The organism is Paracoccus sp. Ld10 (assembly GCF_045064235.1).
Lineage (GTDB): Bacteria > Pseudomonadota > Alphaproteobacteria > Rhodobacterales > Rhodobacteraceae > Paracoccus.
On sequence record NZ_JBISHD010000002.1, the window covers coordinates 15,708 to 29,094 of the forward strand.

Sequence of the window (13,387 nt, forward strand, 5' to 3'; positions counted from 1 at the left end):
CCGTCATCCACCGTCAACTGTCCCCATGTTGGAACGGTTCACGCCCGATTGCACGCCTTTTCGACGGCGACGCGGGGTCGCGCGGCAATTTGTCCAGCAACGTCAGTGGACATCCGTGCCGATCGCCGCGCGCAGCCACGCGTCCTTGGCTGGAAAAACATGCTTTGCGTCGTGATCGGCCAGGATCGTGTCCCGCGCGGCCTGACGCAGAACGGCCGCCTGGACCGGGTTGTCCAGCACCCACGCCATCGCATCCGCGACCTCTTCCGCGTCGTCCATGTCGACGATCAGGCCATTTTCCATGTCGCTGATCAGTTCGCGCACCGGGGCGGTGTTCGAACCGATCAGCAGACAACCGGTCGCCATCGCCTCGGACAGGGACCATGATGTGACAAAGGGTTCGGTGAAATAGACATGCGCGTGCGACGCCTGCAGGGTGCGGACATATTCCTGCCGCGGACGCATGGCATTCACATGGATGCGGCGGTGATCCAGATCCAGCTGGTCGATCATCCGCAGCCACCAGCTGTCGCCGCGCGCCAGCGGGCGGCCATAGGACACGCTGTCATTGGCCAGGATCACCGTATCGAAATCGCAACGGCGTCCCTGCAGGCAGGCAATTGCCCGCAGGAACTGGGGAAAGCCGCGCAGCGGCTCCATCCCGCGGGTGGCATAGGTGATCACCGGTCGATCTGCGGGCAGGTCCAGCCAGTCGAAATCAATGCGTGCCTGTGGATCGGGGCGATGCAGATCGCAATCCACCCCGTCGGGCATCACGGTGATCTGGCGGCGCAGGACGGGGGGAAACCGGCTGGCCTGAAACTGCGTCGGGCACCAGCTGGCATCGGCCAGATCGAATTCGCCGGTGATCGGCAGATTGCGCATCCGGTCCGAAATCATCACCGCCAGATCGGCGGGCTTTTCCGCCCGTCGCTTGTCCCAGTTGCGGTCCGTATAATACCATTCGTGATACGCGACATAGGTGCAGTCGGGCCAGACCAGCTTGACCCCCAGACCCACGCCCCAGCCCGCATGGGCCACGACGACGTCCGGGACGTACCCTTCGGAATGGCGCATGCGATACATCAGCTCTGTCGCGCCACGGCAGTTCTGGGCAGCATGGTCCAGGATATGACGTGAATCGCCGGTGGGGATGGTGGTGTCACGCTGTGCAAATCGTCGGGTGCGAATGCCGTCATGGGCGGCCTCGGCGTCGACGCCGCCATGCATGAACGTCACGTCCCACCCCTGTCCCGCCAGCCAGCGGCCCAGAAACTCGAACTGGCCGGGACCCGACAGATGCACGAACAGGATCTGCGGCCGTCGGGCCACGGGTGACGCGTGGATCATGATGGGCGGTCCACGCGCCAACCCGTGCAGCCCGCCGCCAACAGCGGTTGCTGATCGGTCCGATTGACGATGGCTTGCACGCGCGCGTGGGCCGCGCCTAGGTCCAGCCGGGCTTTGGCCGCGACCAGAACGGTCGTATCGCCGTCTTCGACCAGGTGGACCGCCGGAAAGGCCGCCTGCAGCAGGTCCCGGATCGCGGCCATGGGGCCCGACCCGTGCACCAGCAGCACCCCGCCATCGCCCGACAGGCGACGCCCTGCCTGGCGGATGCGCGCCAGGGCGTCGGGTCCGTGCAGCAAATCGGCATCTGCCTGCGTCACGATCGCGTCCAGCCGGGGCGCATCGGGCGCGGCATCGGACAGATGCGCCGACCGTAATGCCGCGCCCAGGCCCAATGCCTGCACCGACGCGATGGGCCAGCCAGTCGCCGGGTGATGCACGGTCAGGCCCGGTACCAGCGCCAGCGCCGCGACCGCCAGCGGCACATGCGCGGGCTGCATCATCATCACATGTCGCAGAGCCGACGTGGCGCAAAGCAACCCCAGACAGCGCCGCGCCCAGCCCGCGACCGGCATCGCCGGGTTCAGCGTGTCGATCACACCCAACGGCGCGCCGTCATCGCCCATCACCTGAACGTGCCGGTCATCCAGCAGGCGCATCGCGGTCCCGTCGGGGCGGTGCAGGCCGTGGTTGATCGCGCAGGCGCGGGCGCGGATCGGGGCGTCGGTCGCCCTCAGCCAGGCGCGATGAAAGGGCGTGACCCACGAGAACGCATCGCGGTTGTCCAGAACCTCGACCGCCTGCTGGACGGCGATGGCCAACGGGCCGTCAAGGTCCAGCGACAGGGGCACGCCGCCGGGCTGCGTACCGGTCAGGGTCACGCGGCGCGCGCGCCAGGCGTGGCGTTGCACCGGCCCTGTCTGGGGGCGTGTTTCGGCCCGGTTCAGGTGCAGGTCGGACAGGGACGACAGGCGCGGGTTCAGGACATGCATCAGATCGGCCCCGCGTCGGACCGCCAGCAGGCGCACGGGAACGCCCAGGGCTGGTGCGCAGACACATCCGTCGCCCGAACCGGTCAGCGCATCGCCCAACAGGCGCATGGCCACTCCGGTCAGTGGATCGTCTGCCCGCGCATCTGTTGGGCGCAGGCCAAGTCTGGGATCGTCATGGGTCAGTTGGGCGGTCATCGCACGGTCGCGTGCAGACATTATTGCCGGCTGAAGAAGGCGCCGCCCAGAGGCGTGGCGCCATCAGCGGTCAGCAATGCATCCATCCGCGGGACGGCGACGCCCAAACCCAATGCGATCTGGATGCCCCGAACCCCACGCGGCGCGGACCAGCCGCGCACGGCCAGTATCACGCGATGCCAAATCGCGGTCGCCATCGCGGTTTCACGAATGTCGCTGCGGATATGCGCGGTGTGGATCACGGTGATCCAGCTGGCAGAGTGCGTCCGCATCGGTTCGAATTCGAACAGCGCGAATGCCACCGGCTCTGCTTCGCAGGCGACGACCACCGCGCCGTGATAGCCGCTGTCATCATGAACCAGGCCCAGCATGCGTTCGATCTGGGGCTGATCGAACGGCAAATCCGCAAACAGGCTTTCGCGGTGCATCTGGCGGGCCAGCGGCACGATCAGGTCGGGACGTGCCGCATCCCTGCCGACGGTGACGTCGGTCCGGCGCAACAGGGCGGGGGGCAGGTCGGTATCGATGATCATGATCACAAGTGGCCCAACATGTCCGTTTCCGACATGCTGGGCCTGTCCGATGGCTGTTGAGGGTTCTTACGAATACAGCGGGCGGTCATTTCGGGCATGGCGCGCGGCCAGCGACCGGCTTTCGCGCCCCTTCAGGAACGGAATGGCCGGATCAGTCTGGGTCATCGCATCAAAGTCCGGAAAGATCGCGTGCAGTTCGCGCAGCTGGTCCTGGCTGAGAAAGCTGAGCGCCTGACGACCGGGGAACAGGCTTTCGGCCTCGATCCCTTCGACGGCCAGGATCTGGTGATCGGCGAACATCAGGTGCAGATACTGCACGCTGCGGGCGTCACCGTCCACATCGATGCCGTTCACGCCGACCAGTTGCTTGACCGCGACCAGCACCTCGGGGGCGCCGAACATCGTCTCCGCGATGGCCGAACGGATGACGACGCGGTGCTGCGGCGAAAAGCGGATGTCGCGCAGGGGCAGGCCGTTGCCGAACGCGCCCGCGGGCACGTGGATCGGCAGCAGCTTGGGGTTGCCCGCCAGATCGACCGCGTCAAGTGTACGCGTGCCGATCCATGCCAGTGCCTTGGGGCCGTTGCGGGTGATGACCATGTCGCCTTGGCGCAATGTCTCGATCGCGACCGGGCCGCGCGGCGTGTCGATCATCGTGCCGGCGGTAAAGCAGACGGCGTTGATCGCCTCGAAATTGGTGAACCCGGACTGGGATGCCACGGTCGACCCGTCGCTCAGCGTCATCGCGCCATAGGCGACCGTGCCCGCCAGGATCGGCGGATATCCCAGGATAGAGCCGACATCGCCGTCAGAATAGACGTTCGTCACCAGATCGCCCACACCATCGCCGTTGGTATCGATCGTCACGTCGCCGCTGCTGAGCGTCAGGGTCCATTCGCCGCGCAGGTTCAGCGTGTCCTGACCCTTGCCGCCGTCCAGCTTGGGGCCGCTGCGCATCTTGTCGGCATCCGACAACGTGTGATCGGGCTTCATGTCGAACCACAGCACGTCGTCACCGGCGCCAAGATCGGCCCGTGCGCCGAACGATTGACTCAGCATCAGCGTGTCGTCGCCGGTTCCGGTCGTGATCGTCTCGAACTGGGTCCGCGTCAGGCGAACCATGTCGTCACCGGTGCCCATGTCGATCTGGCCAAAGTCGACGCGTGCGCCCTGGCCGGACAGGTTGCCGCCCTCCAGCGTGTCGTTGCCGCCCTTCATGCTGATGTCGAACACGCTGCGGGTGTCGCCAGCCTCCGTCTGACGTGCGAACGCCCAGTCGGACAGGGACACGTTCTGGGTGCTTGCAGTGCCATCGCCTTGGCGGATGGTCGCGCCATCCCCATCGTAGCTACCAAAGATCGTGGCCATGCCAATCATCCCTCTTGAAAACGATTCTAGTTAACGTTGTGTCAATGGCGTTACGCCCGCAGGGCCGGGGCTGTCAATATGATCCACGCCGACACACTGTATGGTGACGTTTTTCAGGACAGGCGTTGCAGAAACGCCAATTGGTTGATTACCTTGCGAACTTTACGGTTCATTTTGCACAATGTGCAGTCCTCGCGGTGCGTCGGGCTGGGCCTTCATGGCGGGCGAAACCACAGGCCCTCATGCAACGTAAGGATGTAAATTTTTCCGTCCTGAACTGTTTATTATTCAGTCAACGAAACAGCAGGACCGATCTGCGGGACTCGATCAGCATCCGCGTCGTCACCGATCCGATGATCAATCTGCGGATGCGGCTGTGACCATAGGCGCCCATCACCACCAGATCGTGGTTCTGCTGTTCGATCCGGGCAATCAGCGCGCCGTCGGCGCTGTCGCCGCTGTCGTCCAGAAACTGTGCGCGGACGTCGCGACCGGCGGCGCGCAGGCGCAGGATCGCCTCCTCCACCTGGGTGTGGGCGTCGCGACTTGCTGGGGGGGCCATCGCCACCTCGATCCGCAATCCGTCAAAGACGGGGCTGCTGGCGATATGATCGACAGCCTTCATCGACGAGACGCCACCGTCAAAGGCCAGCATGACACTGGCAATGGGGCGAAACGCGCGGGCGGTGACCAACACCGGAACCTTGGCCGCGCGGACCACGCGTTCCAGGTTCGATCCGGGGTGGTCGGCGGCGAAATCGGCGGCCTCTCCACGTTTGCCGATCACGATCAGCGCCGGGTCGGCGGCCTTGCCGGTGGCATGGGCGATCAGGTCGCCCTGTTCCAGCCGTGTGTCCACCCGCGCGGCGCCAGCACCCTCGGTCAGGCTGCGCGCATCATCCAGCAGCGCGCGGCCGTGGGCATTTGCCAGTCTGGCGCGCTGTTCGTCCAGGCTGGCCAGTTCGTCCAGCAGCGCGCTGCGGGCGCCAAGACGGATCGTGCCGGACAGATCCTGCGCCGGGGCGGGCGATCTGCGCCCCAGAACGTGCAGCAGTTGGACCGGCATCCCGCTGCGCGCGGCCAGCCAACCTGCGTGTTCGCAGACAGAGGCCGCATAGGCGGACCCGTCAACCAGAGCGATGATCTTGTCCTTCATGTGCGGTCTCCCCCGTCAATGTGCCGTCAGCTTGTCCAAGGCGCCCGGCTTGTCGTGGATGGCAAGCTGGTCGACCAGGGTTTCAGATGCCGTGTTCATGCCGATCAGCTGCACCTGCGCCCCCTCGCGCCGGAATTTCAGGATCGCCATGTCCAGTGCCTGAACGGAGCTGATGTCCCAGATATGCGCCCCGCCGACGTCGATGGTGACATGATCCAGCGGTTCTGCAAAGTCGAAGGCGGCCATGAAATCCTCGACCGAGGCATAGAACATCTGTCCCTCGACGACATAGGTCCGGCTGCGCCCGTCCGGCGACCGCGTGGACGTCACGCGGAACAGCTGCGCGATCTTGGCGGCAAAGAAGATCCCCGACAGCAGCACGCCGACCAGCACCCCGATCGCCAGGTTGTGCGTCCAGACGACCGTGGCGACGGTGGCCAGCATCACCACCGATGACGACCGCGGATGCGTGCGCAAATTGGCCAACGACGACCAGCTGAATGTGCCGATGGACACCATGATCATGATCGCGACCAGCGCAGGCATGGGAATGCGGCTGACCAGATCGCCCAGACCCACCACCAGGATCAGCAGCGCCACCCCCGCCGTGAACGACGACAGCCGTCCCCGGCCGCCGGATTTGACGTTGATCATCGACTGGCCGATCATCGCGCAGCCTGCCATGCCGCCGATGAACCCGGTGGCCGTGTTGGCAAGGCCCTGGCCGATGCATTCCTGGTTGCGGTTGCTGCGCGTGTCCGTCAGATCATCGACCAGGTTCTGGGTCATCAGGCTTTCCAGCAGGCCCACGATGGCGACCGCGATGGAATAGGGCAGGATGATCTGCAGCGTTTCCAGCGTCAGCGGGATGTCGGGGATCAGGAACATCGGCAGCGTGTCGGGCAGCGCGCCCATGTCGCCCACCGTGCGCACATCCCATCCGAACACCATCGCCAGCCCGGTCAGCACCACGATCGTCACCAGCGGCGACGGGATCGCCCGGGTGATGCGCGGGAACAGATAGATGATCGCCAGCGACACCGCGACCAGCACATAGGTGAACCAGGTGACGCCGGGCGTGGAGAAGTCCAGTTCGGGCAGCTGCGCCATGAAAATCAGGATCGCCAGCGCGTTCACGAACCCGGTCATCACCGATTTCGAGACATAGCGCATGAAGCGTCCCAGCCCCGCCAGCCCGCAGCCGATCTGGATCAGCCCGGCCAGCACCGTGGCCGCCAGCAGGTATTCCAGCCCGTGGTCGCGCACCAGCGTGATCATCAGGACCGCCGTCGCCGCCGTAGCGGCAGAGATCATGCCGGGCCGGCCCCCGGTGATCGCGGTGATGACTGCGATGGAAAAGCTGGCATACAGCCCCACCTTGGGGTCCACGCCCGCGATGATGGAAAACGCGATCGCCTCTGGGATCAGGGCCAGGGCCACGACAAGGCCCGACAGCAGGTCTGGCCTGATGTTGCCGAACCATTCGTTCTTGTAGGTCGTCAGTGAAAACATGTGTCATCCGTTCCTGACCGCGCCGTTGCTGGCCCGCGGTCCGACAGTCCGCTGTCATGGTTCGAATTGTCCGGCGGATCGGCGGCCGGAAGAGCCACCCGGAATCTCACCGGGTCCATGCACGTGACGGGCTGATAGCCGCAAAGGGTGCGTTGGTGCAACCCCCTGCGGCAGGGCCTCAGGCGCGGGTGCGCAGCAGGCCCATGATGTCCTTGGTCCGTTCCAGGATCGGCATGGCAACGGCCGCCGCACGGTCGGAACCGTCGGCCAGGATGGCGTCGATCTGGGCCGGGTCGGCCATGTATTCCGACATGCGCCGGGTGATGGGCGACAGCGCCTCGACCGCGACCTCGGCCAGAGCGGGCTTGAAGGCGCCGAACCCCTGACCCTCGAACCGGGACAGAACCTGGTCGGGGGTCTCGTCCGTCAGGGCGGCATAGATGTTGACCAGGTTGCGGGCCTCGGGGCGGTCCTTCAGACCGTCCATCTGGCCGGGCAGGGGGTCGGCATCGGTCCGCGCCTTGCGGATCTTTTGCGCGATGGTGTCGGCGTCGTCGGTCAGGTTGATGCGGCTGGCATCCGACGGATCGGATTTCGACATCTTTTTCGACCCGTCGCGCAGGGACATGACCTTGGTGGCCACCCCCTCGATCAGCGGTTCGGTGATCGGGAAATGGGTCACGCCGTAATCGTGGTTGAACTTGGCCGCGATGTCGCGGGTCAGTTCCAGATGCTGCTTCTGATCCTCTCCGACGGGGACCGCGGTCGCCTGATAGGTCAGGATGTCGGCCGCCATCAGCGCTGGATAGGCCAACAGCCCCAGGCTGACATTTTCGGCATTCTTGCCGGCCTTGTCCTTGAACTGGGTCATCCGGTACATCCAGCCCACGCGTGCGACCGTGTTGAACAGCCACGCCATTTCAGCATGCGCACTGACTTGGGACTGATTGAACAGGATCGACTGTGCGGGGTCCACGCCCGACGCCATGAAGGCCGCCGCCGCCTCGCGCGTGCGCGACAACAGCACCTTGGGGTCCTGCCAGACGGTGATCGCGTGCAGGTCGACGATGCAATAGACCGTCTGCGCGTCCGGGCCCTGCAGGGCCGCGAACCGTTTGAGCGCACCAAGATAGTTGCCAAGCGTCAGCCCGCCCGACGGCTGGATGCCCGAAAAGATGCGCGGGCGGAACTGGGCGTTGATCGGGTCGGACATGAGCGGCCTGCCTTGGAATTTCCTGGCCCGTGGCTTAGCGGTTGGCCAAAGCGTCCGCAACCCGCGCCTTCGCAACCAAGGAAACCCCATGCGATCAAGCCTGCCTGAATCGCCGCTGAACCCGCTGCCGCCCGTGATCTGGCTGCTGACCCTGCCCGTCATCGCCTCCGAGGCCGTGTTTGCCCTGGGCGGCGCGGGCCTGATCGGCGGAGCCGAGGGCATTGGTCTGCGCCTGTCCGCGATCCGCATGGCGGCGTTTCCGCCCGAACTGGCGCAGCGCGCCTGGACGCTGGGCGCGTTCGACCTGGACCAGATGTACCGTTTTCTGGCCTTCGTGTTCATCCATGTCAGCGCCATGCACGCGCTGTTCGTCGTGGTGTTCACGCTGGCCCTGGGGAACATGGTCGCGCAGAATTTTCGCCCCTGGGCGGTGCTGGCGCTGTATTTCGGGTCGGCCATTGGCGGGGCGCTGGTCTATGCGGCGATCATTCAGGCGGTGGGGGCGCGGTCCGCGCCGCTGATCGGCGGCTATCCGGCGGTCTATGGGCTGGTGGGGGCGTTCACCTTTCTGATCTGGACGCGTCTGGCGGCGCAGAACGCCAACCGGATGCGGGCCTTTACGCTGATCGGCATGCTGCTGATGTTTCAGCTGGTCTTTGGCCTGATGTTCGGTGGCGCCGGCCTTGGCTGGATCGCCGAGATCGCGGGTTTCGGGTTCGGTTTCGTGCTGTCCTTTGTGCTGGTCGACGGGGGCATGGCCCGCGCGCTGGCGCAGATGCGCCAGCGTTAACCGCGCCGGACGGCCGCGCGCAGTTCCGACGGGCGATAGCCCACGATGACAAAGGCCAGCGCGAAATACAGCGCCGCGCCGCCGAACACCAGAATGGCCAGCCCCGCGCCGCGTCCAAGGCCCGCGGCCTCCAGCCAGCCGCGGGTCGCCCACAGGGCGGCGGCCATCAACACCGATGCCAGCAGGATGCGCGGGAAAGACCGGCGCAGGCGGGCATCGGCGCGGGCGGCCTGACCCATCACCCGCGTGCCCCACCACAGCTGCGCCACCATGATCCAGGCCGCGATCGTCGTGCCAAGCGCCGCCGCCAGAAAGCCGAAGACCGGCATCAGGCCAAAGGCCGCGACCGCGTTCACCACCATCGAGATCAGGGCAAACCGGAACGGGGTGCGGGTGTCCTCACGCGCGAAATACAGCGGCTGCAGGATCTTTTGCAGCACGAAGGCAGGCAGGCCGAACGCATAGACGACCAGCGCCGCCGCCGTCTGCTGCGTGTCAAAGGCGGAAAATGCCCCCCGTTCGAACAGCGTGCTGACCATCGGTTCCGCGATCACCGCGATCGCAAAGGCCGAGGGCAGGGTCAGGAACAGCCCGAATTCCGTGGCGCGGGAATAGGCCGACTGGCCGCCCGCGTGATCCTCGGCGCGGATGCGGCGCGCCAGTTCGGGCAGCAGGACGACCGCCACCGCAGCACCCACCACGCCCAGGGGCAGTTGGTACAGGCGGTCGGAATAGGACAGCCAGGCGATGGCCCCCTCGAACCGCGAGCCGACCTGACGGCCGACCAGCAGGTTGATCTGCACGACGCCGCCCGCGAAGGCCGCGGGCAGGGCGACAGCGATCAGGCGACGCATGTCGGGCGTCAGGCGGGGGCGGTGCGGCCAGAACGTGTATCCCGTCCGCCGCGCGTCCCACCACACCAGCGCCAGTTGGGCCACCCCGGTGACGGGCGTGGCCCAAGCCAACGTCAGGCCCAGGTCCCAGCCCTGCCAACGCCCAAGCCCCATCGCCACGATGAACAGCAGGTTCAACAGCACCGGCGCCGCGGCCGCCGCCGTGAACCGCCCGTTCGCGTTCAGCACGCCCGAGATCATCGAGGCCATCGAGATCAGCAGGATATAGGGGAACGTGATGCGCCCGTATTCGACCGCCAGATCGAACCGTTCGTCGCCTGCGAACCCCGACGCCATCAGCCAGACCAGCCCCGGCATGAAGATCATCGCCACCGCCGACAGCGCCAGCACCGTGAGGAACAGCCCCGAGAACGCCTCGCGCGCAAAGCGGCGGGCGTCGTCCGGGTCGTCCAGTTTCTTGGAGAACATCGGGATGAAGGCGGTGTTGAACGCGCCCTCGGCAAAGAACCGGCGGAACATGTTGGGCAGGGACAGCGCGATCAGGAACGCCTCGGCCACGGCGCCCGTGCCCAGCCATGCGGCCATCAGGATGTCGCGCACGAAACCCGACGCGCGCGAGATCAGCGTCCAAAGCCCGACGGAGAGAAACCCCCGTACCAGTCCCGATTTCATGCCTGTTCAGCCTCGGCCCGTTTGACGCCATCGGCGATCGCCGTGCGCAGTTTCTTTTCCAGCCCATCGCGTTTCGCGGGGCTGTGCAGTTTCAGGCCGAACATGTCCTTGACGTAGAAGCTGTCGACCACCTGCGCCCCATAGGTCGCAATGACGGCGCTGACAATCTGGATGTGGTTCGCGGCCAGCGTCCGCGTCAGGTCATACAGCAGGCCGGGGCGGTCGCGGGTGTCGACCTCGATGATGGTATAGATGTCGCTGCCTTCGTTGTCGAAGGTGATGTGGGTGGGAAACTTGAACTCTCGGTTGCGCTTTTTCGGCTTGTCGCGGCTGGCGAAGGCCTCGCGGGCGACGATCTCTCCGGCCAGGGTCCGCAGGATGGTCTGGCGCAGGCGGGGCAACCGATCCTCGGCAAAGGGGTGGCCCTCGGCGTCCTGCACCCAGAACACCGCCGTCGCATAGCCGTCCCGCGTCGTATAGGTCCGCGCGTCCACCACGTTCGCGCCGGTCAGCGTCAGCGCCCCCGCCAGCCGCGAAAAGATGCCCGGATGATCCGACAGCACAAAGGCAGCGCGCGTGGCATCGCGGTCGGGATCGGCGCGCAGGTCGATGCGGATCTCGTCCGCGCCAAGGTCCGACAAAAGATCGGCGAACACGGCCTGGGTCTGGGTCTGCAACCCAGACCAATAGGCGTCGTAATGGCGCGCCAGTTCGGCCCTGATGATGCGGGCGTCCCAGCCCTTGGCGATCAGCAGGTGGCGCAAGGACCGCTTTGCCTCGGTCTGGCGGCGGTCGCGGTTCAGCTCCTCCAGCCCGTTTTCCAATGCCGCAGCGGTCTCCTGATGCAACTGGCGCAGCAGCGCGGCCTTCCAGTTGTTCCAGGTGCCCGGTCCCACGCCGCGGATGTCGCAGACGGTCAGCACCAGCAGCATGTCCAGCCGCTTGCGCGTCTTTACCGCCTTGGCGAAGTCACGCAGGGTGCGCGGGTCGCTGATGTCGCGTTTCTGCGCCACGTCCGACATCAGCAGGTGATGGCGCACCAGCCATTCGACCGTGTCGATGTCATCCTGCGCGAACCCGAACCGCGTTGCGATCCGCCGGGCGATGCGCGCACCCAGAATCGAATGATCCTCGGGGCGGCCCTTGCCGATATCGTGCAGCAGGGTTGCCAGGTACAGGACGCGCCGGTTCACGCCCGCCTTGATGATTTCCGACGACAAAGGCAGGTCACCGGGGTGTTCGCCACGTTCGATCTCGGCCAGGGCGGCGACGCATTGGATGGAATGTTCGTCGACGGTATAGTGGTGATACAGGTTGAACTGCATCATCGCCACGACCGGCTGGAATTCCGGAACAAAGGCCGCCAGAACGCCCAGTTCGTTCATCCGGCGCAATGCGCGTTCGGGGTTTCCGTGACGCAGCAGCAGGTCCATGAAGATGCGGATCGCCTCGGGGTCGGACTGAACCTTGTCGTCGATGCGATCCAGGTTCGCGGCCACCAGACGCAGCGCCTCGGGGTGGACCAGCACCCCGGTGCGCAGGGACTCTTCGAACAGGCGCAGGATGTTCAACGGATCGGCCAGAAATGCCGCTTCAGACTCAAAGGACAGGCGCCCCTGCTGATCGACGAAACCCGCACGCACCTTGCGGCGCCTGCGAAAGATGCGGCCCAGGAACGGCGCCGCGCGAACATGGCGGTTTTCCAGTTCCGTCAGAAAGACGCGCGTCAGTTCACCGACGCGCGTGGCGTGGCGGAAATAATCCTGCATGAAATATTCGACCGCGCGCCGGGCGGTGGTGTCGGCATATCCCATGCGGCGCGCCACCTCGACCTGCATGTCAAAGGACAGCACGTCCGACGGCCGCCCCGCGATCAGGTGCAGGTGGCTGCGCACGGCCCACAGGAAATCCTCGGCTTGCCAGAAGGCCAGATGCTCCTCGCGGGTAAAGACGCCCAGATCGACCAGCTCGACCGCGCGATCGACGCGGTGGATGTATTTCGCGATCCAGTACAGCGTCTGCAGGTCACGAAGGCCGCCCTTGCCCTCCTTGACGTTGGGTTCCAGGACATAGCGCTGGCCCCCCTGCCGGGTGTGGCGGGCGGCGCGTTCCTCCAGCTTGGCCTCGATGAATTCGGGGATGGTGCGTTCGAACAGCTCCGCCCACAGGCGGTTGCGCAGCTCTTCGGCCAGGGGGGCGTGACCTGTGACCAGACGGTGTTCCACCAGCGACGTGCGGATCGTCATGTCGGCCGCCCCAAGGCGCAGGCAGTCATCGACGCTGCGGATCGAATGGCCGATCTTCAGCTTCAGGTCCCACATCATGTACAGCATCGATTCGACGACGCTTTCGGTCCAGGCCGTCATCTTCCACGGCGTCAGGAACAGCAGGTCCACATCCGATGACGGCGCCATCTCGGCCCGACCATAGCCGCCGACGGCCAGTACGGCCAGCCGCTGGGTGTCGGATGACGACTGCTGGGGGTGCAGGCGGGTGGTGGCGACGTGATGGACCGCGATGACCAGCGCGTCGGTCAGCATGGCGATGGCGCGCACGGTTTCGCGCGCGGCGCGCGGATGGGTCGCAAAGGCGGCCTCGATCGCCTCCATCGTGGCGGACCGGGTGACGGTCAGCATCGCCACGGTCTGCGCGCGGATCTGGCGGGGGTCCGTGATCTCCGCCAGCTGCCGGTCCAGATGGGCCAGCAGCTGGTCGGCGTTCAGGTCGGGTCGGGCCGTGGTGACGGTCATCT

At 65.9% G+C, this 13,387-nt stretch carries 10 protein-coding genes and 1 other annotated feature; of the genes, 1 reads left to right on the forward strand and 9 read right to left on the reverse strand.

Annotated features, from left to right (window positions below):
- Nucleotides 1-102: 102 nt before the first annotated feature.
- The 7 genes from ACJJVR_RS00380 to trpS all read right to left on the reverse strand — a co-directional run bounded on the left by ACJJVR_RS00380 (nucleotide 103) and on the right by trpS (nucleotide 8,319).
- Nucleotides 103-1,350 (reverse strand): glycosyltransferase family 4 protein, encoded by a 1,248-nt coding sequence (locus tag ACJJVR_RS00380; protein WP_405401310.1) that lies wholly within the window; start codon nucleotides 1,348-1,350, stop codon nucleotides 103-105.
- Nucleotides 1,347-2,537, reverse strand: coding sequence for a hypothetical protein (locus tag ACJJVR_RS00385; RefSeq protein WP_405401311.1), 1,191 nt, complete (start codon nucleotides 2,535-2,537; stop codon nucleotides 1,347-1,349). The genes ACJJVR_RS00380 and ACJJVR_RS00385 overlap by 4 nt, the downstream gene beginning before the upstream one ends.
- Nucleotides 2,538-2,557: 20 nt before the next feature.
- Nucleotides 2,558-3,070 carry a hypothetical protein gene (locus tag ACJJVR_RS00390; protein ID WP_405401313.1) on the reverse strand — a complete coding sequence of 171 codons (513 nt, stop codon included), beginning with the start codon at nucleotides 3,068-3,070 and terminating at the stop codon, nucleotides 2,558-2,560.
- Nucleotides 3,071-3,136: 66 nt separating this feature from the next.
- On the reverse strand, nucleotides 3,137-4,438 hold the full coding sequence (locus ACJJVR_RS00395) for a Hint domain-containing protein (RefSeq protein ID WP_405401315.1): 1,302 nt from the start codon (nucleotides 4,436-4,438) through the stop codon (nucleotides 3,137-3,139).
- Between the two features lie 292 nt (nucleotides 4,439-4,730).
- The gene (locus tag ACJJVR_RS00400; protein ID WP_405401317.1) at nucleotides 4,731-5,594 is read right to left on the reverse strand and encodes a universal stress protein; all 864 of its coding nucleotides are present in this window, start codon (nucleotides 5,592-5,594) and stop codon (nucleotides 4,731-4,733) included.
- Between the two features lie 15 nt (nucleotides 5,595-5,609).
- Nucleotides 5,610-7,106, reverse strand: coding sequence for a SulP family inorganic anion transporter (locus ACJJVR_RS00405; RefSeq protein WP_405401318.1), 1,497 nt, complete (start codon nucleotides 7,104-7,106; stop codon nucleotides 5,610-5,612).
- Between the two features lie 64 nt (nucleotides 7,107-7,170).
- Nucleotides 7,171-7,226, reverse strand: a sequence feature (sul1 is cis-regulatory element that is thought to sense ions involved in sulfur or methionine metabolism; They are found in Alphaproteobacteria).
- Nucleotides 7,227-7,284: 58 nt separating this feature from the next.
- Entirely contained in the window at nucleotides 7,285-8,319 is a 1,035-nt protein-coding gene (trpS, locus tag ACJJVR_RS00410) for a tryptophan--tRNA ligase (protein ID WP_405401320.1), read from the reverse strand.
- An 88-nt stretch (nucleotides 8,320-8,407) separates the two neighbouring features.
- On the opposite strand from trpS, the gene ACJJVR_RS00415 reads away from it, so the two are divergent.
- The gene (locus ACJJVR_RS00415; RefSeq protein ID WP_405401322.1) at nucleotides 8,408-9,109 is read left to right on the forward strand and encodes a rhomboid family intramembrane serine protease; all 702 of its coding nucleotides are present in this window, start codon (nucleotides 8,408-8,410) and stop codon (nucleotides 9,107-9,109) included.
- Here ACJJVR_RS00415 and murJ read toward each other — a convergent pair.
- Together murJ and ACJJVR_RS00425 are read right to left on the reverse strand one after the other, a co-directional pair.
- Nucleotides 9,106-10,635, reverse strand: a complete 1,530-nt coding sequence (murJ, locus tag ACJJVR_RS00420; RefSeq protein ID WP_405401324.1) for a murein biosynthesis integral membrane protein MurJ — start codon at nucleotides 10,633-10,635, stop codon at nucleotides 9,106-9,108. The two genes, ACJJVR_RS00415 and murJ, sit on opposite strands and share 4 nt — an antisense overlap.
- The gene (locus ACJJVR_RS00425; RefSeq protein WP_405401325.1) at nucleotides 10,632-13,385 is read right to left on the reverse strand and encodes a [protein-PII] uridylyltransferase; all 2,754 of its coding nucleotides are present in this window, start codon (nucleotides 13,383-13,385) and stop codon (nucleotides 10,632-10,634) included. Before ACJJVR_RS00425 ends, murJ begins: the two co-directional genes overlap by 4 nt.
- Nucleotides 13,386-13,387 lie beyond the last annotated feature (2 nt).